This is a genomic window from Pseudomonas sp. ICBG1301, from assembly GCF_016918385.1.
GTDB classification, from domain to species: Bacteria; Pseudomonadota; Gammaproteobacteria; order Pseudomonadales; family Pseudomonadaceae; genus Aquipseudomonas; species Aquipseudomonas palleroniana.
In genome coordinates this window covers 186367-204180 of record NZ_JAEKGB010000004.1, presented here as the reverse complement: position 1 = coordinate 204180, position 17814 = coordinate 186367, and the positions used below count along the sequence as shown (strand labels likewise).

Genomic DNA, 17814 nt, shown 5'->3' with positions numbered 1-17814 from the left:
CGCAGCATGTCCATTTCCCCCGCCGACTGGAAAGGCGTCCCGGCGCCTACCGTGCAACGGCTTGAAGGACGCTTTATACGCCTGGAAAAACTCGACCCGGCGCGCCATGCCGACGATCTGTTCCAAGCGCTTCAAGGCCCCGGTGCCGACCCGAAACTGTGGGACTACCTGCCTTACGGGCCTTTCCCTGAGCGCAGCGCCTTCAATGACTGGTTGAATAATCACGCAGCTCACAGCGACCCGTATTTTTTCAGCGTGATCGACCGCGCCAGCGGTCAGGTCCAAGGCATCCTCAGCCTGATGTCCATTGTCCCGGCCCAAGGCCGTATCGAGATCGGCCACGTCACCTTCGGGGCGCCGATGCAGCGCTCACCGAAAAGCACCGAGGCGGTGTACCTGCTGGCCAGGTATGCCTTCGAACAGGGCTATCGCCGCCTGGAATGGAAGTGCAACAACGCCAACGCCCGCTCCAAATACGCGGCCGAGCGTCTGGGGTTCAGCTTTGAAGGTGTGTTTCGCCAGCACATGGTGGTCAAGGGGCAGAACCGGGACACCGCGTGGTATTGCATCATCGACGCGGAATGGGCGGCGATTGGCGCAGGCTTCGAGGCATGGTTGTCAGAAGCCAATCAGACGGGATCGGGCCAGTTGAAAACCCTGGCGCAGTGCCGGGCCTGACCCTCCCGGACGACGCATGATGCCTGTGGCAGGGAAAGGGTTCCCTGCCACATTTGCAGTTGCGTTGGCCAACTACCCCAGCTTTTGGGCCAGCACCGCAATATGCTCAGGCCCGATCCCGCAGCAACCGCCCAGATGACTGGCACCGCGCGCCTGCCAATCAGCGGCCCAGTGCAGGTAGCCGGGTGGGTCGAGGTCGTCGCGCAACGGGTCGAGGCCATCGTTGGCCGTGGCTTCCTTGGGCTGCGGAGGGAAGGCATTGGCGTAGGCACCGATCTGGATCGCTACGCCCAGTCGCTCAAAGGTCTGGCGCGCAGCATCAATCGCCGCGCCGATCACTTCCGGCTGGCTGCAGTTGAACAGCAGCACCTGCACGCCCAACTGCGCAGCCGCCTCGGCCGCGTCCGCCACCGGCTCGCCGGAGCGCAGCCGTGGTACTTCGTCGGTGTCTTCGTCCTTCAGGGTAAACGACAGCCAGAACGGCTTGCCATCCTGAGGCAGACCGGCCTTGATCGCCCGCGCTTCGACGATTGAGCTTTGGGTTTCCGCCAGCCACAGGTCAACGTGAGGCGCCAGGCCTTGCACCAGCGGTGTGAGTAACTCGGATACGCGCTGCGCTTCAAATAAATCCGGACGATATGAGCCAAACAACGGCGGCAACGAACCGGCCACCCGTACATGTTTACCCGAGGCCGTCACCGCCCGCCGCGCCAACTCACCCGCCAAATCCGCCAAGGCTTGGCCTTCAGCCGCAAATCGAAGCTCACCGATATGAAACGGCACCACCGCATAGCTGTTGCTGGTGATCACGTTCGCACCACTGTCGATATAGGCCGCATGTACCGCCTCCACCGCCTGCGGCGCCTCGCTCAACGCCAAAGCCGACCACTCCGGCTGACGGAACGGCGCGCCACGGCGTTGCAGTTCACGGCCCATGCCACCATCGAGAATCACTGTTTCTGCGCCCATATGCTTTTTACTCATAAGCTTATGAAAATAACTCACTATGAGAGTCGTTTTTATAACTATTTAATACGCTGAATTCGCTGCATCACAACTCTTTTTTCTAAAGGTGTCATTCGTGAAACTTAAACCCCTGTTGGCCTTGGGCCTGCTGACACTGGCGACTTGCACCCAAGCCTTCGGTGGCGCCACGCTGGATCGCATCGAGCAGAAAAAAGAGCTGGTGGGCGTGCTGATGGAAAGCTACCCGCCATTCTCGTTCCTCAACGACCAGAACCAGCTGAGTGGCTTCGACGTTGACGTGGCAAAGGCTGTGGCACAGAAACTAGGCGTGAAGCTGCGCCTGGAAACGCCCTCATGGGACGTGATCGCCGCCGGCCACTGGAGCGGACGCTACGACATTTGCATCTGCTCGATGACCCCGAGCAAAGCCCGCGCCGAAGTGTTTGATTTCCCGGTGGAGTACTACGCCTCGCCGGCGGTGATCGTGGTCAATGCCAAGGACGAGCGCATCCACACGGCCAAGGACCTGAGCGGCAAGAAAGTCGGCCTCACCAGCGCCTCCAGTTACGAAAGCTACCTGAACAAGAACCTGGTGATCGAAGGCGCCGAAGACACGCCGTTGCAGTACCCGTTCGAGGACGTGCAGATCGCCCCGTACGACACCGACAACGTCGCCTTCCAGGACCTCGGCCTGGGCGCCGGCGTGCGCCTGGATGCCATCCTCACCAACCTGGTTACCGCCCAGCCGCGCCTGACCGAAGACAAGCGCTTCAAGCTGGCCGGCGAGCCGCTGTACTCGGAGCCCAACTCGGTCGCCATCGAGAAAGGCGACGCGGCGTGGGACAGCAAGGTGCGTGAGGTCTTTGCCCAGCTCAAACAGGACGGCACCTTGAGCGCGCTGTCGCAAAAATGGATTGGCGCCGATATCAGCCGATGACACCGTCCAGACCACCCTTGCTGCAGCGCCTGCTGGGCTTTCGCACACGGCTGTACCTTACTTGGGCGGCGCTGTTCGCCCTGTTTGCCAGCTTCTTTCTGAGCTTTGACCTGAAGTTCTCGATCATCCTCGACAAGTTGCCCAACCTGGTCGGCCTGCACTTGGCGCCCAATGGCTTCCTGCAAGGCGCCGCACTGACGCTCTTCCTATGCCTGTGCTCAATGCTGGCGTCATCGGTGCTGGGCTTTATCACCGCCCTGGGGCGCCTGTCGAAAAGTGCCGTGGCGTTTGGCATTGCCAGTTTTTACGCCTCGTTCTTTCGCGGCACGCCACTGCTTATCCAGATCCTGCTGATCTACCTGGGCCTGCCACAACTGGGCCTGGTGCCGGGCGCTATCGTCGCCGGCATCATCGCGCTGTCGCTGAACTATGGCGCCTACCTGAGCGAGATTTTCCGCGCCGGGATCCTGGGCGTGCCTCATGGCCAACGCGAAGCCGCCCTGGCCCTGGGTATGCGCGACAGTGCGATCTTCTGGCACGTCACCCTGCCCCAGGCCATGCGCACCATTGTTCCGCCCGCCACCAACCAGTTCATCTCCATGCTCAAGGACTCGTCCCTGATCTCGGTGATGGGCGTGTGGGAAGTGATGTTCCTGGCGCAGTCCTACGGTCGTTCAAGCTATCGCTATATCGAGATGCTCACCACGGCGGCGATCATCTACTGGGTGATGTCCCTGGCGCTGGAACTGATCCAGGCCCGTATGGAGCGGCATTACGGTAAGGGTTATGCCAAGCGATGAAGGCCAGAAGTGATACCGCTCCCCGCCGCCTGGGCGCAATTTTAATCGCAGCAGACTAGAGACATCTCCCGCAAACGAGGGGTAGCCGGCCTGACAGTTATCCCTTCTGCCCCCCGCTAAATTCCACCGCCTCATACATGAAGAGGTGGGTTTAGATGACGTTTATACACAAGCAATTCGCACTCGCTATCACCCTGCTGCTGGGAGCCGCCAGCGCTCACTGCGCTCAGGCACGTGGCGATATGGAGCCAGACAGCGAGTGGTTTGCGCCAGCCGCGCAGAGCAGCGAAAAAGCGCATGTCGGCCCGGTGGAGCCTGCGCCTGAAGAGTTTTATTTTGCCGACCATGCCGGCAGCCGTAATGGCCTGAGCGTCGCCCGCGTGCTGGACTCCGCAGTCGATGCACTGCTGGCCTCGGACGCATTGAGCGAATGGGAAAAGCACCAACTCGAGGAGTATGGCTATTACCTGGGCAGCCTGGCACCGGGCCGGTTAGCCGCCACGCTTGAACAATTGGCCGGTAGCCAGAACGCCAATCTGGGCACCGCCACTCAAAACAGCCTGCAGCCCGTGACCGCCAACCTGCTGTCGGCAATACGTCAGTTGGATAATGACACCCGCGAGACGGGGCGCTTTTGGCTCCAGGGCCTGGGAAGCGGCGGCCGGCTCGACGCCCAACACGGCAGCGTCGGGTTGAGTCAAAGCACCCAAGGCGTACTGCTGGGTGCCGACTGGTCACTCGACCACGCATGGCGGATCGGTGTAGTGGGTGGCAAGTCGGGCAGCGACCTGAGCACCAAGGGTTTTCAGGGTGAGCTGGATAGCTGGCACCTGGGTGGGTACGCCGTGCGCCGAGACGGCCCGTTCGCATTGCGCCTGGGCGCGCTCTATAGCCGGCATACCGGGCAAAACAAACGCGCGGTGGATTTTGACTTCGTCGGTTACCGCGAGTCCCTCACGGGCAAGTACACCGCTCAGAGCCAAAACGCCTTCGCAGAGCTTGGCTATCAACTGGAGACTGGCGGCCTACGTGCCGAGCCCTTCGCCGGCATCGGCTTGCAGCGCTACCAACGTGAGCGCTTCCAGGAAAAAGGCGGCTATAGCGCGTTGAACGTTGGTACACAGACCCAGCAAAACCTCAGTAGCACCGTCGGCCTGCGCTTGAGCCATGACTTTGCACTGGGTAACCGCATCGCGCTCAAACCGCACCTGAGCACCCACTGGAAACATCTGTATGGCAACGTCGACAGCCGCGTGCGCCAGTCCTTCGCCCAGGAAAAACGCGAGGATTTCAACAGTGAATTCACCATCGTCGGCACCTCCCTGGACCGTGACAGCCTGGCATTGCGCACCGGCGTGGACATGGCCCTGTCGGCCGAACATAGCGTAGGCCTGGCCTATACCGCCGAGGTCGGCAGCCACAGTCGCAACCACGCGTTGATGGGGCAGTGGGCGATGACGTTCTAAGGCCGGACCGCCCGAGCGCCAGGCAAAAAAAAGGGGGCACATGCCCCCCGAGGTTTAAGCGGTAGTGTCGAAGGCTGTGGATCAGCCTTCGATTTCGATCAGGATTTCACCCGGGTTGACCCGGTCGCCCTTGGCCACATGCACCGCAGTGACCTTACCGGCAATGGCGGCCTGTACTTCGGTTTCCATCTTCATAGCTTCGGTGATCAGCACGGCCTGGCCGGCCTTGACCACGTCGCCTTCCTTGACCAGCACATCGACGATATTGCCCGGCATTGCCGTGCTCACATGACCCGGCGCGCTGGCGTGCTTGCGCTTGCTGCCGCCGCTGCTGACAAACTCGTTGAGCGGTTCGAACACCACCTCTTCCGGCATGCCATCAATGGACAGGTAGAAATGCCGTTTGCCTTCAGCCTTCACACCGACACCGGTGATATCCACGCGGTAGCTTTCGCCGTGCACGTCGATGACGAACTCGGTCGGTACACCTTCGCCCCCGGCGCGGGCCACGCCGCCGGCTTCCGGGATCGGCAACAGGACTTCCGGCGCCAGGGTGCCGGCCTCACGCTCTTCGAGGAACTTGCGGCCGATGTCCGGGAACATAGCGTAGGTCAGCACGTCTTCTTCGGACTTGGCCAACGCGCCGATCTCGCCACGCAGCTTGGTCATTTCCGGCTTGAGCAGGTCGGCCGGGCGCACGTCTATCACGTCTTCACTGCCGATGGCCTGGCGACGCAGTTTCTCGTTCACCGTGCCTGGCGCCTTGCCGTAGCCGCCCTGCAGGTACAGCTTCACTTCGTTGGTGATGGTCTTGTAGCGCTCACCGGCCAACACGTTGAAGAACGCCTGGGTACCGACGATCTGCGAGGTCGGCGTGACCAGCGGCGGGAAACCGAGGTCTTCGCGCACACGCGGGATTTCAGCCAGTACTTCGCCCATGCGGTTGAGGGCGCCCTGCTCCTTCAACTGGTTGGCCAGGTTGGAAATCATCCCGCCGGGTACCTGGTTGACTTGCACGCGGGTGTCGACCGCGGTGAATTCGCTTTCGAACTGGTGGTACTTCTTGCGCACTGCGTAGAAGTACAGACCGATTTCCTGCAGCAGCTCCAGGTCGAGGCCAGTGTCGAACTCGCTGCCTTTAAGGGCCGCGACCATCGATTCGGTGCCCGGATGGCTGGTGCCCCAGGCGAAACTGGAAATCGCGGTATCGATATGATCTGCGCCGTTTTCAATAGCCTTGAGTTGGCACATCGCGGCCAGGCCGGCGGTGTCGTGAGAGTGAATGAACACCGGCAGGCTCTGCTCGGCTTTCAAGGCCTTGACCAGTTCGCCGGTGGCATACGGGGTCAGCAGGCCAGCCATGTCTTTGATTGCGACCGAGTCGCAACCCATGGACTCCATCTGCTTGGCCTGGGCCACAAACGCGTCGATGGTGTGCACGGGGCTGGTGGTGTAGGCGATCGTGCCCTGGGCATGTTTGCCGGCGGCTTTCACCGCTTCGATGGCCACGCGCAGGTTACGCACATCGTTCATCGCGTCGAAGATGCGGAACACGTCGATGCCATTCACGGCGGCCTTGGCGACAAACGCTTTGACCACGTCGTCGCTGTAGTGGCGGTAGCCCAGCAGGTTCTGGCCACGCAGCAGCATTTGCAGGCGGGTATTAGGCAACGCGGCGCGCAGTTTACGCAGGCGCTCCCACGGGTCTTCTTTCAGGAAACGCACGCAAGCGTCAAAGGTCGCGCCACCCCAGACTTCCAGGGACCAGTAGCCGACTTTGTCGAGCTTGTCGCAGATCGGCAGCATGTCATCGGTACGCATGCGGGTCGCGAGCAGCGATTGGTGAGCGTCGCGCAGGATGGTGTCGGTTACGAAAATCTTCTTGGTCATTGTTGTATTCCTCACAGGCCTGCGTGGGCGGCGATGGCGGCGGCGATGGCCAGGGCCAGCTCTTCGGGTTTGCGCTTGATCGAGTAGTTGGTCAGCTCAGGGTGGCTTTCCACAAAGCTTGTATTGAACTGGCCGCTGCGGAATTCCGGGTTGCGCAGGATTTCCTGGTAGTAGGCGGCGGTGGTCTTCACACCTTGCAGGCGCATGTCATCCAGGGCACGCAGGCCACGGTCCATGGCTTCTTCCCAGGTCAATGCCCACACCACCAGTTTCAGGCACATGGAGTCGTAGAACGGCGGAATGGTGTAGCCGGTGTAGATCGCCGTGTCGGTGCGCACGCCGGGACCGCCGGGCGCGTAGTAACGGGTGATCTTGCCGAAGCTGGGCAGGAAGTTGTTCTTCGGGTCTTCGGCGTTGATACGGAACTGCAACGCGAAACCACGGTGATGGATGTCTTCCTGTTTCACCGACAGCGGCAGGCCCGAGGCGATGCGGATCTGCTCACGGACAATATCGATCCCGGTGATTTCTTCGGTGATGGTGTGTTCCACCTGCACCCGGGTATTCATCTCCATGAAGTACACCTCGCCCTCGGCGAGCAGGAACTCCACGGTACCGGCGTTCTCGTAGCCCACCGCCTTGGCCGCACGCACCGACAGGTCGCCGATGTAGGCGCGCTGTTCGGGTGTCAGCTGCGGGCTGGGGGCGATTTCGATGAGCTTCTGGTTACGGCGCTGGATCGAGCAATCGCGCTCGAACAGATGCACCACGTTGCCGAAGCTGTCACCGAGGATCTGCGCCTCGATGTGCTTGGGGTTGACGATGCATTTTTCCAGGAACACTTCCGCCGAACCGAATGCCTTGGTGGCTTCGGAGATGACGCGCGGGAAGGCTTGTTCGAGTTCTTCGCGGCTGTTGCAGCGACGGATACCGCGACCGCCACCACCGGAAGTGGCCTTGAGCATCACCGGGTAGCCAATGCGATCGCCTTCGCTAAGGGCTTCATGGATATCGGCGACGTTGCCTTCGGTGCCGGGAGTCACCGGCACACCGGCCTTGATCATGCTGCGGCGCGCTTCGGTCTTGTCGCCCATGCGGCGGATGACTTCGGCCGATGGGCCAATGAACTTGATCCCACGTTCGGCGCAAATGTCTGCCAGTTCGGCGTTTTCCGAAAGGAAACCATAGCCCGGGTGCAATGCATCGCAGCCGGTTTCCACCGCCAGGTTCACCAGCTTGCGCGGGTTCAGGTAACCGGCCAGAGGCTCGGCCCCAATGCTGTGGGCTTCGTCGGCACGCTTGACGTGCAGCGCATGACGGTCGGCATCGGAAAACACCGCAACCGAGCGAATCCCCATCTCGGCGCAGGCTCGCACGATGCGTACGGCGATTTCACCACGGTTGGCGATCAGGATCTTTTTTATCACTTGGAAATTCCCTTGAGCCGATTGCTGCGTTCTTCGACCCGCTAGACCCGGGTCGACGCGTGACCAAATGTTTCAAGCCAGTCGCGTGACACACACTAAGCTGCTCAAGGAATTAACAAAAATCAATAATTATTGGGTTAGGCATAAGTAAAGACTTATAGTTGGCCGGACAGGCCGCGCCAACAGGAATTAAAAATGCGTAAGTCATTGATGCGTATGACATTGCGTCAACTGCAGATTTTCAATGAAGTGTGTGATTTGCGCTCTTACAGCCGCGCTGCCGAGGAAATGTCTCTCACGCAACCGGCGGTCAGCCTGCAAATTCGCCAGCTGGAAGAGCTGATCGGCCAGCCGCTGTTCGATTACGTCGGCAAAAAACTCTACATGACCGAAGCCGCCGAAGCCCTGCAACGGGCCAGTCGCGATATTTTCGGGCGCCTGGAAAACCTCGACATGCAACTGTCGGACATGCAGGGCTCGCTGCAGGGCCAGTTGAAGCTGGCGGTGGAGTCCAGCGCCAAGTATTTCGTGCCGCACCTGTTCGCGGCCTTCAAGCGCCAACACCCCGAAGTGCAATTGCAGCTGACGGTGGTCAACCGCGCCCAGGTGATTCGCAGGCTGTCGGACAACCGCGATGACCTGGTCATCATGTCCATGGTGCCCCAGGACATGGGCCTGGAGTTCCTGCCGTTTCTCAACAACCCGATCGTCGCCGTGGCACCGCTCGACCACCCCTTGAGCCTGCAAGGCCCGCTGCGCCTGCAAGACCTGGAACCCTACACGCTGTTACTGCGCGAGCCCGGTTCCGGCACGCGACTGGCCTGCGAGGAATACTTCAAGGAGAAACGCGTGCATTTCACCCAAACGGTGGAGGTCGCGTCGGCCGAAGCCCAGCGCGAATGCGTGAACGCAGGGTTGGGCGTGGCCTTGCTCACGCGCCACGCCGTCAATATGGAGCTGGCCACCGGCGGGCTCAAGGAGTTGCCGGTGGAGGAGCTGCCGCTGTACCGCAGTTGGTGCCTGGTGCAGGCCAAGGCCAAACGCCTGTCACCGGTGGCGCATGCGTTCCTGGGTTTTATCCGCAGCGAGCGGGTGCAGATCAGCGTGCTGGCTGAGCGCTTCGCTGGGCAGCCACGGGTGCCTGCCAGTGGAGCTCCGGGTAGTCACTGAAGCTCTGGAGCAGTTGACGCTCTTCGCAGCGGTCTTCGATTGCGCGACGGAACGCCATGCGGCGTTGGTCTTCCTGTTGGCGACGGGTCTTGACGGTGCTGTTGCTGTCTTCGTAGTGCCGGGTCATTTGGAGTCTCCCAATGCGAGTACGGGGAGTTCAGGATGGCCTTGGGGGATGACGAGGCGATGACAACCTGATGAAGATTCTCGACACACAGGAGAACCCAATGTGTATGGGCGGTGCGACGATTCGACTTGCTCCCTATGGATTGCGTAGCAGGCCCATTTTTGAGGCCGCTGCGCGGCCTATCGGGAGCAAGCCCCCTCCCACAATGACCGCGTTAAGCCTTAACTGACTGGCATCAGGGCTCGCCCCCCTCCTACATTGGGATCTGCATACCGCGACTAGTCGTCCAGGGCTTTGACGGATTTGGGCGACAGACGCAGGCTGCGCAAACTGCGCTTCACGCTCTTGAGATGGTTGACCAGGCTCGGACCACGCGCCATCGCCACGCCCATCGCCAGCACGTCAATCACCACCAGGTGAGCAATACGTGAGGTCAACGGGGTGTAGATCTCGGTGTCTTCGTGCACATCGATCGCCAGGTTGACCGTGGACAACTCCGCCAATGGTGTCTGGCTCGGGCACAGGGTGATCAGCGAGGCGCCGCTTTCGCGCACCAGGTTGGCGGTAATCAGCAGGTCTTTGGAACGGCCCGACTGGGAGATGCAGATCGCCACGTCGGTAGGCTTCAAGGTCACGGCCGACATTGCCTGCATGTGCGGGTCGCTGTAGGCCGCGGCAGTCAGCAGCAGACGAAAGAATTTGTGCTGGGCGTCAGCCGCTACGGCGCCGGATGCACCAAAACCATAGAATTCGACACGCTGGGCCTGGGACATGGCGGTCACCGCCTTTTGCAGCTCTACCGGGTCGAGCTTTTCGCGCACTTCCATCAACGTGTGCAAGGTGGTGTCGAAAATTTTCAGGCTGTAGTCGGCGACGGAGTCATCTTCATGGATCGCAAACTGCCCGAAGCTCGCACCGGCCGCCAGGCTCTGGGCCAGCTTGAGTTTCAAGTCCTGGAACCCCGAGCAACCGATAGCGCGGCAGAAGCGCACGATGGTCGGCTCACTGATGCCCACGCTGTGGGCCAGGTCGGCCATGGAACTGTGCATCACGGCCGCAGGATCAAGCAGCACATGATCGGCAACCTTGAGTTCCGATTTGCGTAACAGGTGGCGCGACTGGGCGATATGTTGCAACAGGTTCAAAGGACAGGACTCTTGTTATTGGCAGACGCCAGGGATGTAGCAAGCTTGTAGTTATACTACAAGAATTGTCGTTTTGCCCGTCCGATGCATCACTAAATCGCCCTGCTGCCCTTTGAATCAAAGGGCAGGTACTTTGGTAGCCACAAAGGCGCTCTCGCGGTCGCTAAGGAAAATCTGCATTTTTCCGTAACAATTGCGCCAGCCCCTGCGCCTGCATCGGCCGACTGATCAGGTATCCCTGCACTTCATCGCAACGCTCCCTGCGCAGGAAATCAAGCTGCTGCTGGTCCTCCACACCCTCGGCCACCACTTTGAGCGACAGCCCATGAGCCATGGCGATGATTGCACGGGTAATCGCGGCGTCTTCACGACCTTGGCCAAGGCCACGGATGAATGCCTGGTCGATCTTCACGTAGTCCACCGGGATACGCTTGAGGTAGCTGAGGGACGAGTAACCGGTGCCGAAGTCATCGATCGCCAGTTTCACCCCCAAGTCACGCAGTTGCTGGAAGGTCGCGATGATGTGCTCGACGCTGTCGAGCAGCTGGCTTTCGGTCAGTTCCAGTTCGAGGTATTGCGGGTCCAGGCCGGTTTCTTCCAGCACTTGGCGCACCAGGCTGACCAGCTTGCCATGGCGCAACTGGTGCACCGACAGGTTCACCGACACCCGGATCGGCGCCAGGCCCTGGCGCTGCCACTCACACGCTTGCCAGCACGCCTGGCGCAGCACGAATTCGCCCAGTGGCGCGATCAAACCCGTCTCTTCAGCCAAACCGATAAAGTCCCCTGGCGGCACCATGCCCCACTGCGGGTGTTCCCAGCGCACCAGTGCTTCGGCGGCGTTCAGGGTGCCAGTGGCCAGGCACAGTTTCGGTTGGTAGAACACCGTGAGCTGACGCTCGTCGATGGCTTTGCGCAGCTGGTTTTCCAGCTGCAATCGCTCCAGGGTGCTGGCTTGCAGGCTGTCGGTATAGAACTGGAAGTTATTGCCGCCCAAGTGTTTGGCATGCTGCATGGCCATGTTCGATTGGCTGACCAATGCAGAAATTTCCCGCGCGTTATCCGGCAACAGGCTGACGCCCATCGAGGCACTCACCACCAACTCGTGCCCCTCCACCGTCACCGGCACCCGCAGCTTGGCCAGCAGACGCGTGGCCACCCGCGCCAGGCTCGACAGGTTGCCGTAGGCATCGAACAGCACTGCAAACTCGTCGCCGGACAGCCGCGCAATGGTATCGGCCTCGGGCAACGCGTTGATCAAGCGGCGTGCCATTTTTTGCAGCAATTGGTCGGCGACTTCATGGCCCAGGCTGTCGTTAAGCAGCTTGAAGCGATCCAGATTGATATGCAGCAGCGCCAGGCTGCGCCCGCCCTGGCGCACCCGCGCATGGGCCTCGCGCAGGCGTTCGCGGAACAGCGAGCGATTGGCCAGGCCGGTCAATTCATCGTAATGGGTGAGGTAGCGCATGCGCTCCTCGGATTCGCGGCGCGCCGACAAATCGGCGAAAAAGCCCACGATATGACTGACTTTTCCACGCACATCACGTACGACATTCAACTGTAGCCATTGCGGATACAGCTCGCCGTTCTTGCGCGTTTCCACCAGTTCACCTTGCCAGGTGCCGTGGCTGAGCAGGGCTTGGCGGATCACCGGGAAATGACGGCGGGCATCGCGGCTGCTGGGTAATTCCACAACGTTACGGCCGATCATGTCGTCGATTTCGAAGCCGGTGACACGGCTGAACGCCTGGTTCACGGCGATCAAGACATAATCCGGGTCGAGAATCACAATGCCTTCGCTGGCGGCCTCGAATACCGTTGAAGCCAGGCGCTGCTGCTCTTCAAGCGCCTTGCCGGCACTGATATCACGGCGGGTACCGAGCATGCGCGTTACCCGTCCGCTGGGCGCCCACTCCACCGCGCGCCCCCGGTCTTCGATCCACACCCAATGGCCGTCGCCGTGACGCACGCGATATTCCACCTGATAGTCCTCGCTGCGGCCTTTCAGGTGTTCGACCAAGGCACGCTTGAGCAGCGGCAGATCCTCGGGGTGCAGTCGCGGCTTCAGGTGGCTGAGCATCGCCGTGACGTACTCCGGCTCCAGCCCGAACAGCTCTTTGAGCTGGGTGTGATGGACTTCGTCGGTTTGCAGGTTCCAGTCCCAGAGGCCCAGCTCGCTGGCCTGCAAGGCCATGGCCAGGCGCGCTTCGCTCTTGTCCAGGGCAAGGCTGGCGGCGTCCAGCTCCTGGCTGCGTTGGGCCACACGATCTTGCAGGCCGGTCTGGGCGTCGCGCAGTTCCTGTTCAGCCTGACGGCGCTGTTCGACTTCGCGTACCAGTTCCTGATTCAACTGTTCACTGCGTTGCTGTGCCTGCTGCAGATGCTCGATCAGGGCCTGGTTCTGGAAGCGTCGCAGCAACCCGCGCTGGATCAGGCGGTTGACCTGCCAGGCGACCAGGCTCAAGGACGCCAGCAGGATCAGGCCCAGCACACCCCAGCCTTGCTGCTGCGGGCCACCGCTCCAGAACAGATAAAGGATGGTCGGCACCAGGCACGGCATGGCAAACGACAGAAACGCCGGCAGGCTCACGGCATAGGCCACGCTGGCCGACAACGCTGCGGCCCCCAGCAGCCCGAACACCCAGGCCTGTTGTATAAAGCTGTCTGCCGGCACCAGCGCAATGGCGGCGATGGCCAGGGTCAAGCCGCTGACTGTCGAGCCGAGCATGAACATGCGCTGCCAGATCGGCTGGGCCTGGCGGCTGGGCATGGCTGACTCGAAGGCCGCCACCTGAATGACGCGCATCGCCACCAGGGCCAGCAACCAGACCAGCCAGATGCTGTCCAGCACGTACAGCTTGGGGCTCCACAACAGCCAGGCGCAGACCAGGCCGTTGACCAGCATTAATAAGGTGGGCAGCAGCGAGCCCTGATACAGCAGACGCGTGCGCTCTACCGCCATCTCGGTTGCATAGTCTTTACGGATGACCTGTGCGGGCGCCGCCGAGGTGCCAGGCAGGTCGGTGCTGAGGGTCATAGGCAGTGTTCTTGTAATGGTGAGCCCGAAACGTCGACGGAGCATACACAAGCAAACGCGTGGGCCAAACTGCTCCATGTCATAAAAGCCGCTCGATGTTTGTGTGCAAAGATCGCGGCCGCACAGCTTGAGCGAGACGCTGCGCGGGTTGCGGCCCATGACCAACCGGTCATCACCGGCGGCGCAATGACAGCCGGTCGTCGCCGCGCCTGACACATTGCATCGACCACCCGGCATTGGGATTTGCCCGTCTCCCCCCGGCACCCTAGAATGCGCCGATGCGCGATGATCTCTCTCTTTTGCTGAACTCCCTCAACGATGCCCAACGCCAGGCCGTAGCGGCCCCCGTTGGCCGTCAGTTGGTCCTGGCCGGTGCTGGCTCCGGTAAAACCCGAGTGCTGGTGCACCGTATCGCCTGGTTGATCCAGGTCGAGAACGCGTCCCCGCATTCCATCCTGTCGGTGACGTTCACCAACAAGGCCGCTGCCGAAATGCGCCATCGCATCGAGCAGTTGATGGGCATCAGCCCGGCCGGCATGTGGGTGGGCACGTTCCACGGCCTGGCGCACCGCCTGTTGCGGGCACATTGGCAGGAAGCAGGCCTGAGCCAGACCTTCCAGATCCTCGACAGTGACGACCAGCAACGCCTGGTCAAGCGGGTGATCCGTGAACTGGGCCTCGATGAACAGCGTTGGCCGGCGCGACAGGCGCAATGGTTCATCAACGGGCAGAAAGACGAGGGCTTGCGCCCGCAACATATCCAGGCCAGTGGCGATTTGTTCCTGGCCACCATGCGCAGTATCTATGAAGCCTACGAGGCGGCCTGCGCGCGCGCCGGTGTCATCGACTTCTCCGAACTGCTGCTGCGCGCCCTTGACCTGTGGCGTGACAACCCAGGCTTGCTGGCCCATTACCAGAAACGCTTCCGCCACATCCTGGTGGACGAGTTCCAGGACACCAACGCCGTGCAGTACGCCTGGTTGCGCCTGCTGGCCAAAGGTGGCGACAGCCTGATGGTGGTCGGTGACGACGACCAGTCGATCTACGGCTGGCGTGGCGCGAAAATCGAGAATATCTACCAGTATTCCGAAGACTTCCCGGACGCGGTCACCATCCGCCTGGAGCAGAACTACCGCTCCACCGCCGGTATCCTCAAGGCCGCCAACGCCTTGATCGCCAACAACACCGGGCGCCTGGGCAAAGAGCTGTGGACCGATGGCGGCGAAGGCGAGGCGATCAACCTGTACGCCGCGTTCAACGAGCACGATGAGGCCCGCTACGTGGTGGAAACCATCGAAAGCGCGCTGAAAACCGGCCTGGCACGCAGCGATATCGCGATTCTGTATCGCTCCAACGCCCAATCGCGGGTACTCGAAGAAGCCTTGCTACGCGAACGTATCCCGTATCGCATCTATGGTGGCCAGCGCTTCTTCGAGCGCGCGGAAATCAAGAATGCCATGGCCTACCTGCGCCTGCTGGAAGGTCGTGGCAACGATGCGGCGCTGGAGCGGGTGATCAATATCCCGGCCCGTGGCATCGGCGAGAAAACCGTCGAAGCGATTCGCGACCATGCGCGCCATGCCGATGTGTCGATGTGGGAATCCATGCGCCTGCTGATCGCCAATAAAGGCCTCACCGGCCGCGCCGCCAGCGCGTTGGGCGTGTTTGTCGAGCTGATCGAGAACCTGGCCGCCAAGTGTGCCGACATGCCGCTGCACTTGATGACCCAGACCGTGATCGAACAATCCGGGCTGATCGCCTATCACGAAGCGGAGAAAGGCGAGAAAGGCCAGGCTCGGGTAGAAAACCTTGAGGAACTGGTCAGCGCCGCCCGCGCCTTCGAAAACACCGAGGAAGACGAAGAGCTGACGCCGCTCGCCGCTTTCCTTGGGCATGCTTCGCTGGAGGCCGGCGATACCCAGGCCGATGAGCATGAAGACAGTATCCAGTTGATGACCTTGCACAGCGCCAAGGGCCTGGAGTTTCCCTATGTGTTCCTGGTGGGCATGGAAGAAGGCCTGTTCCCGCACAAAATGAGCCTGGAAGAGCCCGGTCGCCTTGAGGAAGAACGCCGGCTGGCCTACGTGGGCATCACTCGCGCGATGCAGAACCTGGTGATGACCTACGCCGAGACTCGACGCCTCTACGGTAGCGAGACCTACAACAAGGTGTCGCGCTTCGTACGTGAAGTGCCCAAAGGCCTGGTTCAGGAAGTGCGCCTGTCCAACAGCGTCAGCCGCCCGTTCGGCGGCGGCCAGCAGCAGAACTCCAGCAGCATGTTTGCCGGTTCGGACATTCCGGAAACACCATTCAGCCTTGGCCAGCAGGTCAGGCACGCGATCTTTGGCGAAGGCGTGATCCTCAACTTCGAAGGCGCCGGCGCCCAGGCACGGGTACAGGTGAATTTCGCCGAAGGCAGCAAGTGGCTGATGATGGGTTACGCGAAGCTCGAAGCCGTCTGATCGTTCCCACGCTCTGCGTGGGAATGCAGCCCTGACGCTCTGCGTCCGCCGTTCAGGTCGTGACGCGGAGCGTCACATGAGGCATTCCCACGCGGAGCGTGGGAACGATCGGTGTGAAGAGTCCTGGCCCCTCTTGTTTTTCGGCGTTGCGGGCCAATATCTGTAATTAGTCCTACAGACCCTTCGGAATCGGTCTTACGCAAAAGCCCGAAACATTATGTCGCTAGCCACTGTCACGACACCTGTGCAACATGGCGCGCGTGCAATCCACAAATGGGAATTCCCTTTATGAAACGTTTTCTTAGCATCGCCATGGCGTTGTGCATCGGCCTGACGATGAGCCTCGACGCCAACGCCAAACGCTTCGGTGGCGGCAAAAGCATGGGCTCGGCACCGACTCACCAGACCAGCCAGATGGCTCCGTCCGCCGGCGGCATGGGCGGCGCTGCCGCAACCGCTGGTGCAGCCGGTGCCGCGGGCGCTGCTGCCAAGGCCGGCGGTGCTTCGCGCTGGTTGGGCCCTCTGGCCGGTATCGCCGCCGGCGGCCTGCTCGCCTCCATGTTCATGGGTGGCGGCTTCCAGGGCATGCAGATTTTCGACATCCTGATCCTGGCGGTCATCGCCTTTGTGATCTTCCGCTTTATCGCCGCTCGTCGACGCAAGCAACAGGAGCACCTGGCTCCAGCCGGCGCGCCGATGCAGCGTGAAGTGTTCGAACAAAAACCTGCCATGGGTTCGATCTTCGGTGGTTCGGCTGCTCCTGCGTCCGCACGCCCGGTCATCAATGCACCCGCCTGGTTCAACGAAGAACGCTTCGTCGAAGCTGCCCGCAACCACTTCCAGTCCCTGCAGCAACACTGGGACGCCAACGAAATGGACAAGATCGCCGAGTTCGTGACCCCACAGTTGCTGGAGTTCCTCAAGCGCGAACGCGCCGATCTGGGCGACGGCTTCCAGTCGACCTACATCGACGACCTGCGCGTCCAGTTGGACGGTGTGGATGATCGCGCCGACAAGACCATCGCCACCCTGACCTTCAGCGGCGTGTCGAAGACCTCGCGTTTCGACCAGGGCGAAGTGTTCAGCGAAAGCTGGAACATGGAACGCGCCCAAGGCGACAACCAGCCTTGGCTGGTCGCAGGTATTCGCCAGAACGGCTGATAACTGCGCGCTTGAGCACTTGGTAATAAAACCCCGGACCTGTTCCGGGGTTTTCTATTTCACGGTTGCACTTATAGCGAGCTACTGTATAAAACGCCTCTATAAACCGCGCCAACTAGCAAGAGGATCCCGGCCGTGGAAGAAATCATCGAACAATTGCGTGAAGCCAATGAACCGGTCCCGGTTCCTCTGGAACTGCCTGACGAAGACCTGTTGGTGGAAATCGAGGAACAGCTGTTCATCGATATCCCGTTTGTCTTCCGCGAATTCCTGCTGACCGTCAGCGACGTGGTGTACGGCAGCCTGGAACCCGTGACCGTGACTGACCCGCAATCCCATACCTACCTGCCCGACGTGGCCGCAAACGCCTGGGATGCCGGGGTTGACCGCAGCCTGATTCCGATCTGCCAGGACGGCGACGACTACTACTGCGTCGAAGAAGACGGCACCGTGGTGCTGTGGTCCGGCGAAGAAGAACTCGTCACCGAAGAAACCTGGGAGTCGGTGTGGCACTGGGCACGGGACGTGTGGCTGGAAAGCTGAGCCCC

Annotated in this window: 14 protein-coding genes; 8 read left to right on the top strand and 6 right to left on the bottom strand. The window is 61.1% G+C overall.

Going from position 1 to position 17814, the window contains the following annotated elements:
- Nucleotides 1-6 precede the first annotated feature (6 nt).
- Nucleotides 7-678: a GNAT family N-acetyltransferase gene (locus tag JBE38_RS10995; protein ID WP_205344295.1), complete on the top strand. Its 672-nt coding sequence runs from the start codon at nucleotides 7-9 to the stop codon at nucleotides 676-678.
- A 72-nt stretch (nucleotides 679-750) separates the two neighbouring features.
- Here the strand turns inward: JBE38_RS10995 and JBE38_RS10990 are convergent, their stop codons facing one another.
- Nucleotides 751-1647 carry a homocysteine S-methyltransferase family protein gene (locus tag JBE38_RS10990; RefSeq protein ID WP_198761042.1) on the bottom strand — a complete coding sequence of 299 codons (897 nt, stop codon included), beginning with the start codon at nucleotides 1645-1647 and terminating at the stop codon, nucleotides 751-753.
- A 112-nt stretch (nucleotides 1648-1759) separates the two neighbouring features.
- Between JBE38_RS10990 and JBE38_RS10985 the strand changes: the two genes are divergently transcribed.
- The 3 genes from JBE38_RS10985 (at nucleotide 1760) to JBE38_RS10975 (ending at nucleotide 4847) form a co-directional block, all read left to right on the top strand.
- Complete coding sequence (locus JBE38_RS10985; RefSeq protein WP_205344294.1) at nucleotides 1760-2581, top strand: transporter substrate-binding domain-containing protein; 822 nt, start codon at nucleotides 1760-1762, stop codon at nucleotides 2579-2581.
- Nucleotides 2582-2613: 32 nt separating this feature from the next.
- On the top strand, nucleotides 2614-3381 hold the full coding sequence (locus JBE38_RS10980) for an amino acid ABC transporter permease (protein WP_161548620.1): 768 nt from the start codon (nucleotides 2614-2616) through the stop codon (nucleotides 3379-3381).
- 155 nt (nucleotides 3382-3536) lie between these two features.
- On the top strand, nucleotides 3537-4847 hold the full coding sequence (locus JBE38_RS10975) for an autotransporter outer membrane beta-barrel domain-containing protein (protein WP_205344293.1): 1311 nt from the start codon (nucleotides 3537-3539) through the stop codon (nucleotides 4845-4847).
- 81 nt (nucleotides 4848-4928) lie between these two features.
- Here JBE38_RS10975 and oadA read toward each other — a convergent pair whose 3' ends face one another.
- Together oadA and JBE38_RS10965 are read right to left on the bottom strand one after the other, a co-directional pair.
- Nucleotides 4929-6737: a sodium-extruding oxaloacetate decarboxylase subunit alpha gene (oadA, locus tag JBE38_RS10970; protein WP_060756622.1), complete on the bottom strand. Its 1809-nt coding sequence runs from the start codon at nucleotides 6735-6737 to the stop codon at nucleotides 4929-4931.
- Nucleotides 6738-6748: 11 nt separating this feature from the next.
- Entirely contained in the window at nucleotides 6749-8164 is a 1416-nt protein-coding gene (locus JBE38_RS10965) for an acetyl-CoA carboxylase biotin carboxylase subunit (protein ID WP_090367886.1), read from the bottom strand.
- A gap of 195 nt (nucleotides 8165-8359) precedes the next feature.
- Between JBE38_RS10965 and JBE38_RS10960 the strand changes: the two genes are divergently transcribed.
- Nucleotides 8360-9334 (top strand): LysR family transcriptional regulator, encoded by a 975-nt coding sequence (locus JBE38_RS10960; RefSeq protein WP_205344292.1) that lies wholly within the window; start codon nucleotides 8360-8362, stop codon nucleotides 9332-9334.
- Here the strand turns inward: JBE38_RS10960 and JBE38_RS10955 are convergent.
- From JBE38_RS10955 to JBE38_RS10945, 3 genes are all read right to left on the bottom strand, one after another.
- A complete protein-coding gene (locus tag JBE38_RS10955; protein ID WP_081087085.1) occupies nucleotides 9264-9461 on the bottom strand; it encodes a PA3496 family putative envelope integrity protein in 198 nt (65 codons plus the stop codon). The two genes, JBE38_RS10960 and JBE38_RS10955, sit on opposite strands and share 71 nt — an antisense overlap.
- Nucleotides 9462-9739: 278 nt before the next feature.
- Nucleotides 9740-10606, bottom strand: a complete 867-nt coding sequence (gene hexR / locus JBE38_RS10950) for a transcriptional regulator HexR (protein WP_003177007.1) — start codon at nucleotides 10604-10606, stop codon at nucleotides 9740-9742.
- A 163-nt stretch (nucleotides 10607-10769) separates the two neighbouring features.
- Nucleotides 10770-13643 (bottom strand): EAL domain-containing protein, encoded by a 2874-nt coding sequence (locus JBE38_RS10945; RefSeq protein WP_060756619.1) that lies wholly within the window; start codon nucleotides 13641-13643, stop codon nucleotides 10770-10772.
- Nucleotides 13644-13921: 278 nt separating this feature from the next.
- On the opposite strand from JBE38_RS10945, the gene uvrD reads away from it, so the two are divergent.
- The 3 genes from uvrD (at nucleotide 13922) to JBE38_RS10930 (ending at nucleotide 17809) form a co-directional block, all read left to right on the top strand.
- A complete protein-coding gene (gene uvrD / locus JBE38_RS10940) occupies nucleotides 13922-16105 on the top strand; it encodes a DNA helicase II (RefSeq protein ID WP_205344291.1) in 2184 nt (727 codons plus the stop codon).
- A 288-nt stretch (nucleotides 16106-16393) separates the two neighbouring features.
- The gene (locus JBE38_RS10935) at nucleotides 16394-17266 is read left to right on the top strand and encodes a Tim44 domain-containing protein (protein WP_060756617.1); all 873 of its coding nucleotides are present in this window, start codon (nucleotides 16394-16396) and stop codon (nucleotides 17264-17266) included.
- Nucleotides 17267-17401: 135 nt separating this feature from the next.
- Nucleotides 17402-17809, top strand: a complete 408-nt coding sequence (locus JBE38_RS10930) for an SMI1/KNR4 family protein (protein ID WP_034129154.1) — start codon at nucleotides 17402-17404, stop codon at nucleotides 17807-17809.
- Nucleotides 17810-17814: the final 5 nt, after the last annotated feature.